The organism is Streptomyces sp. NPDC104226 (assembly GCF_055584085.1).
In genome coordinates this window covers 175,852-193,278 of the sequence record NZ_JBVJMS010000009.1, presented here as the reverse complement: position 1 = coordinate 193,278, position 17,427 = coordinate 175,852, and the positions used below count along the sequence as shown (strand labels likewise).

The following is a 17,427-nucleotide window of genomic DNA, read 5'->3' as shown; positions in this document are numbered from 1 at the left end:
TCTCAGTCGCATTCGCGGCAGATCGGCTGACCGTTCTTCTCGCGCGCCAGCTGGCTGCGGTGGTGCACCAGGAAGCAGCTCGTGCAGGTGAACTCGTCGGCCTGCTTCGGCAGGACCCGTACGGCCAGTTCCTCGTTGGAGAGGTCTGCGCCGGGCAGGTCGAGGCCCTCCGCGTTGTCGATTTCGTCCAGGTCGACGTTCGAAGACGACTTCTCGTTCCGACGAGCCTTCAGCTCTTCGATGCTGTCGTTGTCTACGTCGTCGTCGGTCTTGCGCGGGGTGTCGTAGTCCGTTGCCATAGTTCGCTCTCCCCCTCTGGGATTTAGCGGGTGTCTCAGCGCACGTAACGCGCGAGAGGCCGGACTTGTGCCCGACCTGAGGCGGAGATTTTGCCTCACATCAAGGTCTGTTACTCAATCGACACCCAGCCGCACATTCGGAAGAGCGATTGGCTGGGATGACGACCGGGACCGTACACGGTCCGGGGGCCGTCTTGCACAAACGCCACCCCATGTATTTCCCGCCGCTAGGGGGGCCGGAAACCCGGACTTCCCGGGCTTTCCGGCCCCGCCAAGGTCACTGAGCGCATAGGGACGGACACTCGACACTGTGATCGATCGCACAGAAGTCACTGTCTTCATTACCCAAGCATTCAGCCAACAGCGAACACGGGGTGGCCGCCCTCACAAGGGCAGAGTGACGCGCATCACGAGGCCACCGCCCTCGCGCGGGACCGCCTGGATCCTCCCGCCGTGTGCGCGCGCCACGGAGCGCGCGATGGAGAGGCCGAGCCCGACACCCTTGTCGCTGCCCGTGCGCTCCGTACGCAGCCGTCTGAAGGGCTCGAAGAGGTTGTCCACCTCGTACGCGGGAACCACGGGACCCGTGTTCGATACCAGCAGGACGGCCTGCCCGTGCACGGCCTCGGTGGTGACCTCCACCCAGCCGCCCTCGGGCACGTTGTAGCGGACGGCGTTCTGCACCAGGTTGAGCGCGATCCGCTCCAGCAGCACGCCGTTGCCCTGGACCACGGCGAGCGCGCGCTCTCCGCGGATCTCCACGCCCTTGGCCTGCGCCTCCCCGCGCGCCTGGTCGAGGGCGCGCGAGGCCACCTCGGCCAGGTCCACGGGCTTGCGCTCGATGATCTGGTTGTCGCTGCGGGCCAGCAGCAGCAGGCCCTCGACCAGCTGCTCGCTGCGTTCGTTGGTGGCGAGCAGGGTCTTGCCGAGCTGCTGGAGCTCGACCGGTGCCCCGGGATCGGACAGGTGCACCTCCAGCAGCGTCCGGTTGATGGCCAGCGGGGTCCTCAGCTCGTGCGAGGCGTTGGCCACGAACCGCTGCTGGGCCGTGAAGGCCCGCTCCAGCCGGTCGAGCATCTCGTCGAAGGTGTCGGCGAGCTCCTTGAGCTCGTCGTCCGGACCGTCCAGCTCGATCCGCCGGGTCAGGTCGGAGCCGACCACCCGGCGGGCGGTACGGGTGATCTTGCCGAGCGGCGAGAGCACCCGGCCGGCCATCGCGTAGCCGAAGGCGAAGGCGATGATGCTCAGCCCCATCAGCGCCATCAGCGAACGGCTCAGCAGGTCGTCCAGCGCGTGCCGGCGCTGTTCGAGGATGCAGGTGTTGATCGCGGCGTTGAACTGGTCGGGCATCTGGCCCGTCCCGCTCACGCCGGGGCAGCTGCTCGTGACCTGGATCGGGCCGCCGCCCACGATCGTGAACGGCAGCGCGTTCCCCTGCCGCAGCGCCTGGGCCGCCAGCAGGTAGATGATCGACAGCAGCAGGATCCCCGCGATCAGGAACATCCCGCCGTACAGCAGCGTCAGACGTATCCGGATGGTCGGCCGCAGCCAAGGGAAAGGACCCTCGGGCTGGCCGGGGTCCCAGGTCGGTTTCGGTGGCGCCGCTGGTGGCGCCGGAGTCGAGGCCACCCGCGTCAGATCCGGTATCCGGAACCGGGAACGGTCACGATGACCGGCGGCTCCCCGAGCTTGCGGCGCAACGTCATCACCGTCACGCGCACCACGTTGGTGAAGGGATCCGTGTTCTCGTCCCACGCCTTCTCCAGGAGCTGCTCGGCGGACACGACCGTGCCCTCGCTGCGCATGAGGACCTCCAGCACCGCGAACTCCTTCGGCGCCAGCTGCACCTCCTTGCCCTCGCGGAACACCTCGCGCCGGTTCGGGTCCAGCTTGATCCCCGCACGCTCCAGCACGGGGGGCAGCGCGACCGTGGTGCGCCGGCCGAGGGCCCGTACCCGGGCGGTCAGCTCGGTGAACGCGAAGGGCTTGGGCAGGTAGTCGTCCGCCCCGATCTCCAGGCCCTCGACCCGGTCGCTCACGTCGCCGGAGGCCGTCAGCATGAGCACGCGGGTGGGCATGCCGAGCTCGACGATCTTCCGGCACACGTCGTCGCCGTGCACGAGCGGGAGGTCCCGGTCGAGCACGACCACGTCGTAGTCGTTCACTCCGACGCGCTCCAGGGCCGCGGCACCGTCGTACACGACGTCCACGGCCATGGCCTCCCGGCGCAGTCCGGTGGCCACCGCATCGGCGAGCAGCTGCTCGTCCTCGACGACGAGTACGCGCACGTCGTTTCCTTCCTCAGAGCCCGTCAGGGCAGGTGTGTCATGTGGCCTCCATCCTGCCCCTTTCGCCGGTAAACCGGCTGTAAGACGCCGCACGCGGCACCGTGCGCGGGTGCTCGGGCGGTGACTGCGGGGACGGAGGTGAGGATTCCCTCGCCTCACGAGGTTTCTGGGTCCAACGCGGCGGGGAGGACGACTTCACACCCCGAACACCTCCCTAGACGGCGCACTGCCACGTGCCGCCGCCGACCCACGAAGAGGGGGCGAACCCACCATGGACGCATTCACCGCGGGTCTCCTGCAGCGCATCAGGAGCACGCAGTCGGACCTCAGGCAGGCTCGCGAGACCGGCGACGACTTCCTCGTGGAAGTGGAACAGGCGGAGCTGGAAGACCTCCAGCGCATCGCTGCCGATCACGGCGTTCCGGTCACCGTCTCCGCCTGCTGACTCCAGCCGCCGGTGGCCCTCCACCGGCCCGCGCACACACCCCGGACCCCGGTGGCCGCCATGCGGCCGCCGGGGTTCCTTCACGTCCGGGCCGAGCGGACGCGCCCGCTCAGTCGTGCCAGGCCCCGGCTTCCTCCAGCAGCGGCCGCAGCGAGGCGAACACCGCGGGGGTCGCGGCGATCGCCAGCTCGCCCGAGGCGGGCTCGCCGGGACGGCCGCCCGTGACCGCGCCCGCCTCCCGGGCGATCAGCTCGCCCGCCGCCAGGTCCCAGGGGTTCAGCCCGCGCTCCCAGTACCCGTCCAGCCTTCCGGCGGCCACGTCGCACAGGTCGATGGCCGCCGATCCGCCGCGCCGGACGTCCCGTACCAGCGGGATGATCCGCTGCGCGACGTCCGCCTGGTGCGCGCGCCGGCTCTGGACGTATGCGAAACCGGTGCCGATCAGCGCCTGGTCCAGCGGCGCGGCCGGCCGGCAGGCGAGGCGGGACCCGCCCAGCCAGGCGCCGCGCCCCAGCACCGCGTGGTACGTCTCCCCGCGCATCGGCGCCGCCACGACCCCGGCCACCGTCTCCCCGCGGTACTCGGCCGCGATGGACACGCCCCAGGTCGGCAGTCCGTAGAGGTAGTTCACCGTGCCGTCCAGCGGGTCGATGACCCACCGCACGCCACTGGTGCCGGCCGACTCCGAGCCCTCCTCGCCCAGCAGGCCGTCCTCGGGGCGCCGCTCCGCGAGGAGGCCGGTGATCAGCTTCTCGGCGGCGATGTCCATCTCGGTCACCACGTCGATCGGGCTCGTCTTGGTCGAGGCGACCGCCAGATCGGCGGGCCGCCCGTCCCGCAGCAGCGCGCCCGCCCGGCCGGCCGCCTCCATGGCCACGTCCAGCAGTTCGGTCTTCAGCTCTTCGGAGATCACGCCGGGCTCCCGTTCATCGACTTCTGCGGACTTCACTGCACACACCGGACTGCACACACCGGACTGCGCTCACCAGACCGGGCGCACCGGGCTACGCGTACGGGCTGTCCACGCCCGCCGCCGCCGGCCGGGGCCCGCGCGCCGGGCAGCAGCCCACGGCGCACAGGTCGTGGCCGGCTCCGAGCAGGCCGAGCGCGCAGCGCTCCACGGTCTCCCCGCGCTCCGCCGCGGCCCGCTCCAGCACGAGGTCCCGTACCGCCGCCGCGAACCGGGGGTCGGCGCCGACCGTGGCCGAGCGGGCGACGGGCAGGCCCAGCTCGGCGGCCTTCGCCGTCGCCTCCGTGTCGAGGTCGTACAGCACCTCCATGTGGTCCGAGACGAAGCCGATCGGCACCATGACCACCGCGGGGGCGCCCGCGGTGTGCAGGGCCTCCAGGTGGTCGCAGATGTCCGGCTCCAGCCACGGGATGTGCGGGGCGCCGCTGCGCGACTGGTAGACGAGCTCCCAGGGCAGCTCGGTGCCGGTCTCGGCGCGGACCGCGTCGGCGATCACCTTCGCGACGTCCAGGTGCTGCTTGACGTAGGCCCCGCCCTCGCCGTCCGCCGTGTGCTCCTCGACCGGGCCGGAGGTGTCCGCGGCCGCGTTCGGGATGGAGTGCGTGGTGAAGGCCAGGTGCGCTCCGGCGCGGACCTCCTCGGGCAGCGAGGCCAGCGAGGCCAGCACCCCGTCGATCATGGGCTGCACGAAGCCGGGGTGGTTGAAGTAGTGGCGCAGCTTGTCGACCTTCGGGAGGTCGGCCTCGGCCACGCCGTCCTCGACCAGCAGCGCGAGCGCGTCCGCGAGGTTCTCTCGGTACTGCCGGCAGCCCGAGTACGAGGCGTACGCGCTGGTCGCGAGCACCGCGATGCGGCGGCGCCCGTCGGCGGCCATCTCGCGCATCACGTCGTTCAGGTACGGCGCCCAGTTGCGGTTGCCCCAGTAGACCGGCAGGTCCAGCCCGTGCCCGGCGAACTCCTTGCGCAGGGCGTCCAGCAGCTCGCGGTTCTGGCCGTTGATCGGGCTGACGCCGCCGAAGCCGAAGTAGTGCTGCCCGACCTCCTTGAGCCGCTCGCGCGGGATGCCGCGGCCGCGCGTGACGTTCTCCAGGAACGGCACGACGTCGTCGGGCCCCTCGGGGCCGCCGAAGGACAGCAGCAGGAGGGCGTCGTAGGGGGCGGCGGGGCCTTCGGCCGAGCCGGCGGCGGTGGCGCGGAGCTGGTCAGACATGCTTCGAATCCTGCCACCCGACGCCGCCCCGCGGAAAACGGGCCCGGCCCGCGAGACCGCCCGACGACCGTCCGGCCCGGGGCGCGGGAGCCTGCGGCCGCTGTCCGGTTCCTCCCCGCGCGGGCGGCTTGTGCGCGGTCGTAACCTGTATGGGCCAATGACGTCCCTTACGGAGGGCACCCCTTGCCCAGTCCCTACCGCGCGATCTTCGCCGCCCCCGGGAGCCGGGGATTCAGCGCGGCCGGCCTCATAGGCCGACTGCCGCTCTCCATGGTCGGCATCGGCATCCTGACCATGATCTCCGAGCTCACCGACCGGTACTCGCTGGCCGGCGCCCTCACCGCCACCCTCGCGCTCTCCGCCGCCGGGATCGGCCCGCAGGTCTCCCGTCTGGTCGACCAGTACGGCCAGCGCCGCGTCCTGCGCCCGGCGAGCCTGCTCGCGGCCGCGGCCATCTCCGGGCTGCTGCTGTGCGCGGCCAACAACGCGCCCGACTGGACCCTGTTCGTCTTCGCCACGCTCGCGGGCTGCGTACCCAGCGTGGGCGCGATGATCCGGGCCCGGTGGACGGCCATCTACCGGAACTCTCCGCGCGAACTGCACACGGCGTACTCCCTGGAATCCGTCCTGGACGAGGTCTGCTTCATCTTCGGGCCGATCCTCGCCATCGGGCTGTCCACCACCTGGTTCCCCGAGGCGGGCCCGCTGGTCGCCGGAGTCTGCCTGCTCGTGGGCGTGTGGTGGCTGACCGCTCAGCGCGCCACCGAGCCCGCCCCGCACCCGCGCGACAAGGACTCCGACCGGACCACGGCCTTGCGCTCCCCCGGACTCCAGGTGCTGGTGGCCACCTTCGTGGCCACCGGGGCCATCTTCGGCTCCATCGACGTGGTCACGCTGGCCTTCGCCGAGGAGCAGGGGCACAAGGCGTGGGCCAGCTTCATCCTGGCGATCTGGGCGGTCGGGTCCTGCCTCGCCGGCATCGTCTTCGGCCTGCTCCACCTCAAGGGAAGGGCCGAACGCAGGTGGGTGCTGGGCATCTGTGCGATGGCCGTGAGTATGATCCCCCTCCTACTGGCCGGGAACCTTCCGTTTCTGGCCGTGGCGCTCTTCGTTTCGGGCCTCGCCATCGCTCCCACGATGATCACCACGATGGCCCTGATCGAGGCGCACGTACCACGCGCGAAGCTGACCGAGGGGATGACCTGGACGGGCACCGGGCTCGCGGTCGGGGTCGCGCTCGGGTCCTCCGTGGCCGGCTGGGTCATCGACGCCGCCGGCGCGAGGACCGGGTACGTCGTCTCCATCTCGGCGGGGGCCGCCGCGGCGGCGGTTGCGTTCGCGGGTTACCGCCGGCTGACGAGGCCGGCGCAAGGGGAGGAGCCGACCGACGATGGCGACGACGGGGACAGCAGGCAGCGGCGGGACACGGACCGCCGCGTGGCATAACTGGGCGGGCAACATCAGCGCCACGCCCGCGCGCGTGGTCACCCCGGCATCGGTCGGGGAGCTTCAGGAGGCGGTCCGCCGGGCCGCCGGGGACGGGCTGAAGGTGAAGGCGGTCGGTACCGGCCACTCCTTCACCGCGGCCGCCGCGACCGACGGCGTACTGATCCGCCCGCAGGCACTCGCCGGGATACAGGCGATCGACCGGGACGCGGGCACCGTCACGGTGGCGGCGGGCACGGTCCTCAAGGACCTCAACCTGGCCCTCGCCCAGGAGGGCCTGTCGCTCACCAACATGGGCGACATCATGGAGCAGACGGTCTCGGGCGCCACCAGCACCGGCACCCACGGCACCGGCCGCGACTCGGCCTCCATCGCCGCCCAGATCCGCGGCCTGGAGCTGGTCACGGCCGACGGACAGCTTCTGTCCTGCTCCGAGAAGGAGAATCCCGAGGTCTTCGCGGCGGCCCGGCTGGGCATCGGCGCGCTCGGCGTCGTCACCGCCCTCACCTTCGCCGTGGAGCCGCTCTTCTTCCTGACCGCCCGTGAGGAGCCGATGGCCTTCGACCGGGTGACCGCGGAGTTCGACCAGCTGCACGCGGAGAACGAGCACTTCGAGTTCTACTGGTTCCCGCACACCGGCAACTGCAACACCAAGCGCAACAACCGCAGCCAGGGCCCGGCCGCCCCGCCCGGAGCGGTCTCCGCCTGGGTCGAGGACGAGCTGCTGTCCAACGGCCTCTTCCAGGCCGTCAACTCCTTCGGCCGCGCCGTCCCGGCGGCCATCCCCTCCATCGCCCGGATCGCGAGCCGCGCCCTGTCGGCGCGCACCTACACGGACATCCCGTACAAGGTGTTCACCAGCCCGCGCCGGGTGCGGTTCGTGGAGATGGAGTACGCCCTTCCGCGCGAGCGCGTCGTCGAGGCGCTGCGGGAGCTGAAGGCCATGGTGGACCGCTCCGCGCTGCGGATCAGCTTCCCGGTGGAGGTGCGGACGGCTCCCGCGGACGACATCACCCTGTCGACCGCCTCGGGCCGCGAGAGCGCGTACATCGCGGTGCACATGTACAAGGGCACCCCGTACCAGGCCTACTTCACGGCCGCCGAGCGGATCTTCACCGAGCACGGCGGGCGTCCGCACTGGGGCAAGGTGCACACGCGGGACGCGGAGTACTTCGCCGGGGTGTACCCGCGCTTCGGGGAGTTCACCGCCCTGCGGGACCGGCTGGACCCGGACCGGGTCTTCGGCAACGACTACCTGCGGCGGGTCCTGGGGGACTGAGCCCTCAGGGGGCCTGCGACTCCCCGCCGGGGCCCGGCGTGTGCTTGCCGGTGTCCGGCGTGGGGGTCGGGGTCGGCGTGGGTGTGGGGGTCGGGGTCGGCTTCGGGGTGGGCGTCGGAGTCGGCGTCGGCTTCGGCTTCGGAGTGGGGTCCGGGGACCCCGAGGGGTCCGGGTCGGGCTCCGGGCTCTGCTTGCCGTTCGAGTGCGAAGGGCTCGGGGAGTTCCCGGCGCCCGGGGTCTTCCCGCCCTTCTCACCCGTGCCCGTGCCCGAGTGCTCCTGCGGCGGGTCGGGCTTGTAGTCGCGGGCCTTGCCGACTCCGCCGGTGAGGATGGTGCCGCCGCCGGCACTGACCGAGGTCCCGGCCACCGCCTCGTAGGTCCCCAGGCCGCCGAGCGCTATGGCGAAGGCCGCGCCCGAGGCCACCGCCGTCCTCTTCCAGCCCCGCATCCGGGTGCCGTGGACCGTGCCCTCGCTGAACTCCTCGTCGGGCCGCGGCCCGCCGGCGGACACGGTGCCCAGCAGCATGGTTCCGTCCGGCGCCCGCCCGGCGGGGGTGTCCCGGGGCCCGTCCACCGGGACCTGACGGGCCTTCGGCCGGGCCGTCTCGCGGAGCTGGTCGCCGGTGCGGCGGAAGAAGTGCTGGATCACGGGTCCGCCCGCGGTGGCCACCACGCTCACCACGCCGGCGCCGAGGATGGTCCCGTAGACGCCCATCTGCGAGGCGAGCAGGGCCGCGGCGACCGTGGCGAGGGAGGAGCCCGCGACCTGAGCGGCACTCAGATCGAGCTTCTTCTTCTCCTTCTCCTGCTCCGGTCCCACGTCCAGCAACGTCTTCTGACCCATCGCCATCCCCTGCGTGTCCTGCCCCTTGCGCTCCAACGCCTTCTCCCGTTACTGACCCACCAGCGAAACGGATAGTTCCGTTTCCGGAGATTCTGTGAAGCAAGACACCTGAAAACGGGCGCGTGCGCAGGTCCGGCCGGATGTGGACCCGATTCCGGGCAGCCCAACTCCCGCCGTCCGGGACAAGTTCGGCGGCGCGGCGGTCCACCCAGGTGGCCCGAATGGAGTACTGTGGCGAGCCCTGGGGCCGTCCTTCCTTTCGGATGTCCGGACTCGGGAGAGGGGGCCGGCTGATGGAAAAACGGCACTCGAGACCGGCGATGCCGCGGTATTGCACGGGATCCTGCTGCGCACAGTAATCATTCGGTCACTGTGCGTGCCCAACAGGTAACCGTGCCATAACAGCGATCAAGGGCGCATGCCCGACACGCCGGTTTAACTCGGCAAGGTAGTGGCAGGCTGCACCCGGGCAGGCCACACTCGACTAGCGGAAGCAGCGACGCACGTGACGTCGGCAGGCACCACCCGGGAGGTCCCCATGCCCGAACTGCGTGTCGTGGCCGTCTCCAATGACGGCACACGACTGGTGCTCAAGGCTGCGGACAGCACGGAGTACACGCTTCCGATCGACGAGCGTCTCCGGGCTGCCGTGCGCAACGACCGTGCGCGCCTGAACCAGATCGAGATCGAGGTGGAGAGCCACCTCCGCCCCCGCGACATCCAGGCCCGCATACGAGCCGGTGCCTCCGCCGAGGAGGTCGCCCAGCTCGCGGGCATCCCCGTCGACCGCGTACGCCGCTTCGAGGGCCCCGTGCTCGCCGAGCGCGCGTTCATGGCGGAGCGGGCCCGCAAGACCCCCGTGCGCCGGCCCGGCGAGAACACCGGACCCCAGCTCGGCGAGGCCGTGCAGGAACGGCTCTCGCTGCGCGGCGCCGAGAAGGAATCCGTCCAGTGGGACTCCTGGCGCCGCGACGACGGCACCTGGGAGGTCCTGCTGGTCTACCGGGTCGCGGGCGAACCGCACTCGGCGAGCTGGACGTACGACCCGCCGCGCCGGCTGGTCGTGGCCGTGGACGACGAGGCCCGCTCGCTGATCGGCGAATCGGACGACCTGCCGGCGACCCCGGAGCCGAGCTTCCCGTTCGTGCCGAGGATCGCGCGGCTGCCCCGCGACCGACCGCTGGACCGGGCGCTCGACCGGCAGATCGAGCGGCCCCCCAGCCATGCCGCGCCCGCTCCCCCGCCGGAGCCGGAGCCGGAGGAAGAGCGGGACACGCTGACGGCACTGCTGGAGGCGGTACCGAGCTTCCGCGGCGACCTGGTGGTCCCGGAGCCGGTGGCGGAACCGGAGGTGGAGGAGCCGCCCGCCGCTTCGGCGTCGGCCGGCGCGGGTTCCGCGTACGCGGACGTCCTGATGCCGCGGACCGTGGCGGGCCACCGGGACCGGCTGACGGGCACGACCGACCGGCAGGCGGAAGCCGACGGGGTCCGCCCCGGGCGCCGCGCGGCGGTGCCGAGCTGGGACGAGATCGTCTTCGGCACCCGCCGCAAGAAGCAGGAGTAACCCCGGAGCTCCGGGCCCCGGACCTCCGGACCCCGGTCTGCGGCTGCGGACACCGCTGCCGCGGACCGGATCCGGCACGGCCTAGCCCGGCAGCTCTCCGACCGCCACCTCGCGCGCCGGGTCCGCCGACCATTCCGACCAGCTGCCCGCGTACAGCGCCGCCGGGATTCCCGCCGCCGCCAGCGCGAGGACCTCGTGGGCTCCGGAGACGCCCGAGCCGCAGTACACCCCGACCGGGGTGGCGGTGTCGGCGTGCACGCCCAGGCCTTCGAAGCGGGCCCGCAGGGCGTCGCGGTCCAGGAGCAGGCCGTCCGGTCCCGTGTTCTCGGTGGTCGGCGCCGACAGCGCCCCCGGGATGTGGCCGCCGACCGGATCGATCGGCTCGACCTCGCCCCGGTACCGTTCGCCCGCCCGTGCGTCCAGCAGCACACCCGTCCGGGCCAGCGCCGCCGCTCCGTCCGCGTCCAGCAGTCCGATGGCACCCGGATTTGGCTTGAAATCACCCTCGCTCACAGGAGTGACCTCGGCCGACAGCGCACCGTCACCGGCCTGCCATGCGGCCAGTCCCCCGTCCAGGACCCGCACCCGCGGGTGCCCCGTCCAGCGCAACAGCCACCACGCGCGCGCCGCCGCCCAGCCCTGCCCGCCGTCGTACACGACCACGGGCGTGTCCGACGAGACGCCGGCCCGCCGCATCACCGCCCCGAACTCCTCCGGATCCGGCAGCGGGTGCCGGCCGCCGGAGCCCGGCCGGCCTGCCAGTTCCGTGTCGAGGTCGACGTAGACCGCGTTCGGGAGGTGTCCGGCCTCGTACGCGGGCCGCAGGTTCGGGCCGCCGAGCTGCCAGCGGACGTCGAGGAGCACCGGGGGCAGCGGGCCGGCCAGCTCCTCCTTCAGGTCGGCGGCGGAGACGAGCGGTGAGCGGGGCGGGTTCGCAGTCATGCGGGCCATTTTGCTCTCCGCCACGCACCTCGCGTAACAAGCCGGACAGCGCCGGGGCCCGCCGGGCCGCACTGATCCGGTCATCTCTCCCGGCTGCCGGAAAACCCGGCCGGTCGGGGCGCGCCGGGCCCTTCGGAGTGGAAGCATCAGCTCCGGGAAGGGTCACGAGCGTGACGACGGAGGAGACGGCTGACATGACCGAGGCATCGGAAGCAACGCGGCGCACGCCCGGCACGCCGTGCTGGGCGAGCCTGATGGTGCACGGCCTCGGCAGCACCGAGGAGTTCTACGCGGACCTGTTCGGCTGGGAGTACGAGCCCGGCCCCGAACAGCTCGGCCCGTACGTCCGGGCCATGCTCGGCGGGCGGGAGGTGGCCGGCATCGGCGAGATGCCGCCGGACCGGCAGCTCCCGGTGGCCTGGACCACGTACCTCGCCACGGACGACGCCGACGCGACGGCCGAGTCCATCCGCTCCTGCGGCGGCACCGTCGCGGTGGGCCCGCTCGATGCCGGGGTCGCGGGACGGGTGGCGATCTGCTCGGACCCGCTGGGCGCCATCTTCGGGCTCTGGCAGACGGCGTCCCACCTCGGGACCCGGCTGGCCGGAGGGCCGGGCACCCCGGTGTGGCACGAGCTGGTCACGCAGGACACCTCGACGGTGGGCAAGTTCTACGAGCACGTCTTCGGTCACGAGGCCCGCACGCACGCGGACGCCTGTGAAGACTTCGACTACCTCACCCTGTCCCTGCAGGGCCGCCCGGTGGCCGCCGTGCACGGGGTCGGCCGCTCCCTGCCCCACGACCGGGGGCCGCACTGGATGACGTACTTCGAGGTGGAGGACACCGACGCGGCCGCCGCCCGGGTCCAGCGGCTCGGCGGCGGGATCGTCCAGCCGCCGCGCGACGGCCTCAGCGGCCGGCTGGCCGTGGTCACGGACCCGGAGGGCTCGGTGTTCACGCTGGTGTGCGGCCGGGGCTGAGCGCACGGCCCGCCGGCGTCAACGGTCCGGTGCGCCGGAGGGCCCGCACCCCTGCACTCATACGGCGTCGGTGCGCGGCCGGGCCGGCCGGAGGCCGAGGGTCAGCGCCGCGGCCACCGCCGCGAGCAGGGCCGCCCCCAAGCCCCACCACAGCCCCTCGGGCTGCGCGGACCGCAGCAGGGGCAGGACGGTCAGGGTCTCGCCCACCTGCTGGGCGCCGAGCACGCCCGCCGCGAGGGCCCCGGCTCCGCGCAGGGCGGAGCCGGCCGTCGCGGTGACGAGCAGCGAGCCGAGCGCCGTGCCGGCGCCGAGTCCGGCGAGGAGGGTGCCGGGGAGCACGCCCTCCGCGTAGTTGAAGCCCTGGTGGGTGTTGAACAGGAAGATCAGGCCCGCGGCCAGGACCACCAGGCCCGCGGCGGCCGGCACTCCCGGGGTGCCCCGGGAGACGAGCCGGGGGGCCACGAGGGTGGAGCCGACGAGCATCGCGGCGACCATCGGGAGGAGCATGAGCCCGGCCTGGGCCGGGCCGTACCCCATCCAGTCCACGAAGGAGAACGTCAGGAACGCGGACAGGATCAGCGTGGCGCAGCCCGCCAGGAGCAGGGTCAGGAAGGAGCCCGCCCGCGCCCGGGCCGTGGGGCCGGAGGTGGCGGGTGCCTGCCCGGACGCCCGGCTCAGCTGCCACAGGTACGTGCCGGTCAGCGGGGCTCCGGTGGCGAGCAGGAGCAGGTCCAGGGGGGTGAAGGTGTCGGCCAGGCCCCCGTGGAAGAGCCCGTAGAGCAGGAGCGCCAGTCCCCCGGATCCGAGCAGGGCGCCCGGCAGGCCGGAGCGGGCGCCGGGGTGCGCGGGGTCTGCGGGCAGGGCCGCCGTCAGGAGCAGGCCGACGACGGCGAAGGCCACGAGGGCGAACAGGCCGACGCGCCAGTCGAGGTTCTCGACGAGGGGGCCGCCCAGGAGCAGCCCGAGGGCGGAGCCGCCGCACGTGAGCGCGACGTAGACCCCGAAGGCCGTACCGCGCTTCCGCGGGTCGGTGTGGCCGGTGGCGAGGAGGGACAGCGTCGCCGGGGCCAGCAGCGCCGCGAAGGCTCCTTGCAGGCCGCGGGCCGTGACCAGCGCGCCCGGGCCCCAGGCCAGTGCGCCGAGCACGGACGCCGCCCCGAAGCCGGCCAGGCCGATGAACAGGACCTTCTTGCGTCCGACGAGGTCCGCGAGGTGCCCGCCGAGCGGCAGCAGGGCCCCGAAGGCGACCCAGTAGAGGACGATCATCAGATGCAGGGCAAGGGCCTCGACGCCCAAGTCGCTCTGCACCGCCGAGAACGACCGTTCGGAGACCGTCACCACGAGCGCCAGCATCAGCTGGACGAGGCAGACCACCGCGAGAGCCCGCCCGGGCCGGGACGCCGGGCGCGCGGGGCCCCGCGCGGGCTCCGCCCTCGCGGTACGGTCCTGCGGCGCTTCCGGAGAGCGGCCGGGAGGAGGCCCGAAGCCGGCCGCGTCGGCCCCCGCCGTCGGGGCGTAGGCGGGCGGCAGCGGGTGGGGTCGGGGCGTGGGGATCCGGGGGTCCGCCGGTTCGGGGGCGGGCTCGGCGGGCTCCTCGCGGACCTCGGGGGAAAAGTCCAGCAACTGGGCGGCGTGGCGGCCGAGTTGCGCCAGGACCTGGCCGGGCAGCCATTCGCCGGGCTGGTCGGCGGCCGTGCGCTCGGCGACCTGCTCGGGGGTGGGCCGCCGGGCCGGGTCCTTGTGCAGGCAGGCACCGACGAGGCCGACCAGGCTCTCCGGCACGCCGGTCAGGTCCGGCTCCTCCTCCGCGACCCGGAAGAGGTGGGCGTTCAGGCCGGCGTCCGCGGCGCCGAAGAGGAGCCGTCCGGTGGCGGCGTAGACGAGGACGGCTCCGAGGCAGAAGACGTCGCTGGCGGGGGTGAGTTCGCGGCCGCGGACCTGCTCCGGCGACATGAACCCGGCCGATCCGATCAGCATGCCGGTATGGGTCAGCAGGCTGTCCCCGGCGAGGCTGTCCATCGCGCGGGCGATGCCAAAGTCGATGACGCGCGGGCCGTCGACGGTGATCAGGACGTTGGAGGGCTTGAGGTCGCGGTGGATCAGGCCCGCCCCGTGCACGGCCTGCAGGGCGAGGGCGAGCCGGTTGGCGAGGGTGCGCACGGAGTGCTCGGGCAGCGGCCCGAAGTCCCTGGCGACCACGGCGTGCAGATCGGGCCCCGGGATGTACCGGGTCGCCACCCAGGGCACGGCGGCCTCGGGGTCGGCATCGAGCACGGCCGCGGTCCAACTCCCGTCCACCCGACGGGCGGCGGCCACCTCCCGGGCGAAGCGCCTGCGGAACTCCGGGTTGCCGGCGTACTCGGCCTGGACGACCTTCACGGCGACGGTCCGCCCGCCCTCCGACCGGCCCAGGTAGACCAGGCCCATGCCGCCGGCCCCCAGCCGGGCGATCAGACGGTACGGGCCGATACGGGTCGGGTCTTCGACGATCAGCTGATCCACGCGCTGAGGATAGGGGAGCCGTCCGACACGCGGGAGCCCATCGATCGAATCGATGGATGCGACGGGGACGGCCGTCGGCGCGGGGGTCAGTTGTGCGGGGCCGTTCCGCTGACGCGGTGGTCGGCGTGGCTGAGGGCTTCCAGGACGAGTCGCCGCAGATGCCCGTCGCGCAGGCTGTAGTGGATGCGCCGGCCCTCGCGGCGGGTGTCCACGAGGCCCGCCAGCCGCAGTTTCGCCAGGTGTTGGCTCACCGCGGTCCTCGACGCCTCGCACCGCTCGGCGAGCGAGCCGACGTCCGACTCCTCCTGGGCGAGCAGCCACAGGAGGTGCAGCCGGGTGACGTCCGACAGCATCGCGAAGACCTCGGTCGCCTCGACGAGGCGCGCCCTGTCGGGATCCCGTAGGTGCGCATCGGGTGCAGGTGGCTGGGGTTCGCGAGCGGACATACCCCACAGAGTAGGCCGCTCCGGGGAGGGTTCGGGCGGGGGCCGAGTCGACATCCATCAGACATGTGCGCAAGTGCGCATGTGTGGATACATTGAAAGCCTGCCCCACCGTCCGCCCCGTCACCCGCCCGGAGAGGGATCGCATGCCGAGCGTGTTGCGCGACCGCACCTACCGCCTCCTGTTCGGCGCCCAGGTCGTCGCCCTGACGGGTACGGGCCTGGCCACCGTGGCCCTGGGACTGCTCGCGTACGAGCTCGCCGGCGCCGACGCCGGTTCGGTGCTCGGCACGGCGCTCGCGATCAAGATGGTGGCGTACGTGGTCATCGCCCCGGCGGTCGCCGCGGTGGCCGACCGGCTGCCGCGCCGGGCCCTCCTGGCCGGCTCCGATCTGGTCCGGGCGGGGGTCGCGCTCTCCCTGCCGTTCGTGGGCCAGGTGTGGCAGGTCTACGTCCTGATCTTCCTGCTGCAAACCGCCTCGGCCGCCTTCACGCCTGCCTTCCAGGCCCTGATCCCCGAGGTCCTGCCCGAGGAACGCGACTACACGCGGGCCCTGTCCCTGTCCCGGCTCGCCTACGACCTGGAGAGCCTCTTCAGCCCGGCGCTCGCGGCCGCACTGCTGTCGGTGGTCACCTACGACCGGCTGTTCCTCGGTACGGCCGCCGGATTCCTCGGCTCCTCCGCGCTCGTGCTGTCCGCCGTCCTGCCCCGCCGGGCGGCACGGGTCGCCGCCGGGGCCGGGCCGGGTGCGTACGCCAAGGCCACCGCGGGGACGCGCCTGTTCCTCGGTGCTCCGCAGCTGCGGTCCCTGCTGGCCATGAACCTCGCGGTGGCGGCCGCCGGAGCCGTGGTCACGGTCAACTCCGTCGTGTACGTACGGGATTTCCTGGGCCTGTCCCCCGAGTCCGTCGCCCTCGCCCTCGGCGCGTACGGAGCCGGCTCCATGTCCGTGGCCCTGGCCCTCCCGCGGATCCTGGAGAACCGCCCGGACCGGCGGGTGATGCTCACCGGTGTCCTGCTGCTCCCCGCGGCGTTCGGCGCCCTCGGCGTCATCACCTCGGCGCACGGAGGCGGTTGGCGGTGGCCCGCGCTGCTGGGCACGTGGGCGGTGTTCGGGGCCGCATGCTCGATGGTGCTCACGCCCGCCGGCCGGGTGCTCCGGCGGGCCGCGCCGGAGGGGGACCGCACCGCGGTGTTCGCCGCCCAGTTCTCCCTGTCGCACGCCGCCTGGCTGCTGACCTATCCGCTCGCGGGCTGGGTCGGCGCGAGGGCCGGGCTCGGGTGGGCGACGGCGGCCCTGGGCGCGATCGCGCTCGCCGCCGCGGCCCTCGCCGCCCGCCTCTGGCCGGCCGGGGCGGCGCCCGAGGAGGCCCGGGGCCACGTACACGAGCACGAGCACCGCGGGCTGAGCCCCGGCCATCCGCACCTCCGCGGGGCGCGCCGGGCCGGTGCGGGGTGGCGGCACAGCCACCACCACTTCACGGACGAACTGCACGCCGCCCACGGCTGAGCCGGGCCGCCGATGCGATTCACCCGAATGGCGGCGCTCGAATGTCCCATCGGTCCCCCGCCACGGACGCTGGGCGCAGCGCAGGACCTCCGGCGTCCCGCCCGACCAAGGAGCCTCTCGTGGCACAGGCAACGCCCCCCAGCAGGGCCCCCAGCAGCAGATACACCGACGAGAACCCGTGGGCGGCGAGCGGCGCCGTGTTCGCCGCCGTACTGATGCTCGTGGAAGGCGTCCTCGGCATCCTGAAGGGCATCGTCGGCATCGCGGACGACGACGTCTACGCGCAGGTCGGCGACTACACCTTCAAGTTCGACTCGACCGCCTGGGGCTGGATCCACCTGATCCTGGGCATCGTGCTCGTGGTCGTCGGCGCCGGCATCCTCAAGGGTGCGCTCTGGGCCAGGGCCACGGGTGTGGTGATCGTCGCGCTGGACATCATCCTCAACTTCCTGTGGCTGCCCTACACGCCGCTCTGGGGCCTCATCTCGATCGCCATCGGCGTCTTCATCATCTGGGCCCTCTGCACGGAGAAGGGCTCGTCCCGCTCCACCGCTTCCTGAACGACCCGCACCGGGCGTCCTTTCCGGTCCGCCGCCCCCGGGGCGGCGGACCGGGGGGCGCCCGGCGGCGCGTTCACCGGCAGGTTCGGTTCATACCTCTGAGTGAGGTCGGTGAGGTTCGCAGGGAGGGCGAGCCGCCGTCTG

At 72.9% G+C, this 17,427-nt stretch carries 16 protein-coding genes; 7 read left to right on the top strand and 9 right to left on the bottom strand.

The window, feature by feature from the left end:
- Positions 1-2: 2 nt before the first annotated feature.
- The 3 genes from ACZ60J_RS27405 to ACZ60J_RS27395 all read right to left on the bottom strand — a co-directional run bounded on the left by ACZ60J_RS27405 (position 3) and on the right by ACZ60J_RS27395 (position 2,587).
- On the bottom strand, positions 3-299 hold the full coding sequence (locus ACZ60J_RS27405; RefSeq protein WP_112451146.1) for a DUF4193 domain-containing protein: 297 nt from the start codon (positions 297-299) through the stop codon (positions 3-5).
- A gap of 384 nt (positions 300-683) precedes the next feature.
- On the bottom strand, positions 684-1,928 hold the full coding sequence (locus ACZ60J_RS27400; RefSeq protein WP_469685827.1) for a sensor histidine kinase: 1,245 nt from the start codon (positions 1,926-1,928) through the stop codon (positions 684-686).
- 5 nt (positions 1,929-1,933) lie between these two features.
- Positions 1,934-2,587: a response regulator transcription factor gene (locus ACZ60J_RS27395; RefSeq protein ID WP_112451148.1), complete on the bottom strand. Its 654-nt coding sequence runs from the start codon at positions 2,585-2,587 to the stop codon at positions 1,934-1,936.
- Positions 2,588-2,858: 271 nt separating this feature from the next.
- Here ACZ60J_RS27395 and ACZ60J_RS27390 point away from each other — a divergent pair, with 271 nt between their 5' ends.
- The gene (locus ACZ60J_RS27390) at positions 2,859-3,032 is read left to right on the top strand and encodes a hypothetical protein (RefSeq protein ID WP_204357838.1); all 174 of its coding nucleotides are present in this window, start codon (positions 2,859-2,861) and stop codon (positions 3,030-3,032) included.
- A gap of 109 nt (positions 3,033-3,141) precedes the next feature.
- On the opposite strand, the gene ACZ60J_RS27385 is transcribed toward ACZ60J_RS27390, so the two are convergent.
- Positions 3,142-3,903, bottom strand: a complete 762-nt coding sequence (locus tag ACZ60J_RS27385; RefSeq protein ID WP_469686167.1) for an inositol monophosphatase family protein — start codon at positions 3,901-3,903, stop codon at positions 3,142-3,144.
- Between the two features lie 133 nt (positions 3,904-4,036).
- Positions 4,037-5,212, bottom strand: coding sequence for a ferrochelatase (locus ACZ60J_RS27380; protein WP_469685825.1), 1,176 nt, complete (start codon positions 5,210-5,212; stop codon positions 4,037-4,039).
- A 183-nt stretch (positions 5,213-5,395) separates the two neighbouring features.
- On the opposite strand from ACZ60J_RS27380, the gene ACZ60J_RS27375 reads away from it, so the two are divergent.
- Positions 5,396-6,658, top strand: coding sequence for an MFS transporter (locus tag ACZ60J_RS27375; RefSeq protein WP_469685823.1), 1,263 nt, complete (start codon positions 5,396-5,398; stop codon positions 6,656-6,658).
- Positions 6,603-7,937 (top strand): D-arabinono-1,4-lactone oxidase, encoded by a 1,335-nt coding sequence (locus ACZ60J_RS27370; RefSeq protein WP_469685821.1) that lies wholly within the window; start codon positions 6,603-6,605, stop codon positions 7,935-7,937. Before ACZ60J_RS27375 ends, ACZ60J_RS27370 begins: the two co-directional genes overlap by 56 nt.
- Before the next feature lie 4 nt (positions 7,938-7,941).
- Here ACZ60J_RS27370 and ACZ60J_RS27365 read toward each other — a convergent pair whose 3' ends face one another.
- On the bottom strand, positions 7,942-8,781 hold the full coding sequence (locus ACZ60J_RS27365) for a hypothetical protein (protein WP_469685819.1): 840 nt from the start codon (positions 8,779-8,781) through the stop codon (positions 7,942-7,944).
- Between the two features lie 538 nt (positions 8,782-9,319).
- Here ACZ60J_RS27365 and sepH point away from each other — a divergent pair.
- On the top strand, positions 9,320-10,345 hold the full coding sequence (gene sepH, locus ACZ60J_RS27360; RefSeq protein ID WP_469685817.1) for a septation protein SepH: 1,026 nt from the start codon (positions 9,320-9,322) through the stop codon (positions 10,343-10,345).
- An 81-nt stretch (positions 10,346-10,426) separates the two neighbouring features.
- On the opposite strand, the gene ACZ60J_RS27355 is transcribed toward sepH, so the two are convergent.
- Entirely contained in the window at positions 10,427-11,296 is an 870-nt protein-coding gene (locus tag ACZ60J_RS27355; protein ID WP_469685816.1) for a sulfurtransferase, read from the bottom strand.
- A gap of 185 nt (positions 11,297-11,481) precedes the next feature.
- Here ACZ60J_RS27355 and ACZ60J_RS27350 point away from each other — a divergent pair, with 185 nt between their 5' ends.
- The gene (locus ACZ60J_RS27350) at positions 11,482-12,267 is read left to right on the top strand and encodes a VOC family protein (RefSeq protein ID WP_469685815.1); all 786 of its coding nucleotides are present in this window, start codon (positions 11,482-11,484) and stop codon (positions 12,265-12,267) included.
- A gap of 57 nt (positions 12,268-12,324) precedes the next feature.
- Here ACZ60J_RS27350 and ACZ60J_RS27345 read toward each other — a convergent pair whose 3' ends face one another.
- The gene (locus ACZ60J_RS27345) at positions 12,325-14,769 is read right to left on the bottom strand and encodes a bifunctional serine/threonine protein kinase/MFS transporter (RefSeq protein WP_469685813.1); all 2,445 of its coding nucleotides are present in this window, start codon (positions 14,767-14,769) and stop codon (positions 12,325-12,327) included.
- Between the two features lie 86 nt (positions 14,770-14,855).
- The gene (locus tag ACZ60J_RS27340) at positions 14,856-15,215 is read right to left on the bottom strand and encodes an ArsR/SmtB family transcription factor (RefSeq protein ID WP_469685811.1); all 360 of its coding nucleotides are present in this window, start codon (positions 15,213-15,215) and stop codon (positions 14,856-14,858) included.
- Positions 15,216-15,358: 143 nt separating this feature from the next.
- On the opposite strand from ACZ60J_RS27340, the gene ACZ60J_RS27335 reads away from it, so the two are divergent.
- Both ACZ60J_RS27335 and ACZ60J_RS27330 read left to right on the top strand, forming a co-directional pair.
- Entirely contained in the window at positions 15,359-16,723 is a 1,365-nt protein-coding gene (locus tag ACZ60J_RS27335) for an MFS transporter (RefSeq protein ID WP_469685810.1), read from the top strand.
- Between the two features lie 119 nt (positions 16,724-16,842).
- Positions 16,843-17,283 (top strand): DUF7144 family membrane protein, encoded by a 441-nt coding sequence (locus ACZ60J_RS27330; protein WP_469685809.1) that lies wholly within the window; start codon positions 16,843-16,845, stop codon positions 17,281-17,283.
- Positions 17,284-17,427: the final 144 nt, after the last annotated feature.

What these genes read in the sequence shown, in the direction of transcription:
- ACZ60J_RS27350 (WP_469685815.1), top strand. Translation starts at nt 11,482, where the DNA reads ATGACCGAGGCATCGGAAGCAACGCGGCGCACGCCCGGCACGCCGTGC.
- ACZ60J_RS27390 (WP_204357838.1), top strand. Translation starts at nt 2,859, where the DNA reads ATGGACGCATTCACCGCGGGTCTCCTGCAGCGCATCAGGAGCACGCAG.
- ACZ60J_RS27340 (WP_469685811.1), bottom strand. Translation starts at nt 15,215, where the DNA reads ATGTCCGCTCGCGAACCCCAGCCACCTGCACCCGATGCGCACCTACGG.
- ACZ60J_RS27355 (WP_469685816.1), bottom strand. Translation starts at nt 11,296, where the DNA reads ATGGCCCGCATGACTGCGAACCCGCCCCGCTCACCGCTCGTCTCCGCC.
- ACZ60J_RS27385 (WP_469686167.1), bottom strand. Translation starts at nt 3,903, where the DNA reads ATGGAGGCGGCCGGCCGGGCGGGCGCGCTGCTGCGGGACGGGCGGCCC.
- ACZ60J_RS27380 (WP_469685825.1), bottom strand. Translation starts at nt 5,212, where the DNA reads ATGTCTGACCAGCTCCGCGCCACCGCCGCCGGCTCGGCCGAAGGCCCC.
- ACZ60J_RS27370 (WP_469685821.1), top strand. Translation starts at nt 6,603, where the DNA reads ATGGCGACGACGGGGACAGCAGGCAGCGGCGGGACACGGACCGCCGCG.
- ACZ60J_RS27405 (WP_112451146.1), bottom strand. Translation starts at nt 299, where the DNA reads ATGGCAACGGACTACGACACCCCGCGCAAGACCGACGACGACGTAGAC.
- sepH (WP_469685817.1), top strand. Translation starts at nt 9,320, where the DNA reads ATGCCCGAACTGCGTGTCGTGGCCGTCTCCAATGACGGCACACGACTG.
- ACZ60J_RS27335 (WP_469685810.1), top strand. Translation starts at nt 15,359, where the DNA reads ATGCCGAGCGTGTTGCGCGACCGCACCTACCGCCTCCTGTTCGGCGCC.
- ACZ60J_RS27365 (WP_469685819.1), bottom strand. Translation starts at nt 8,781, where the DNA reads ATGGGTCAGAAGACGTTGCTGGACGTGGGACCGGAGCAGGAGAAGGAG.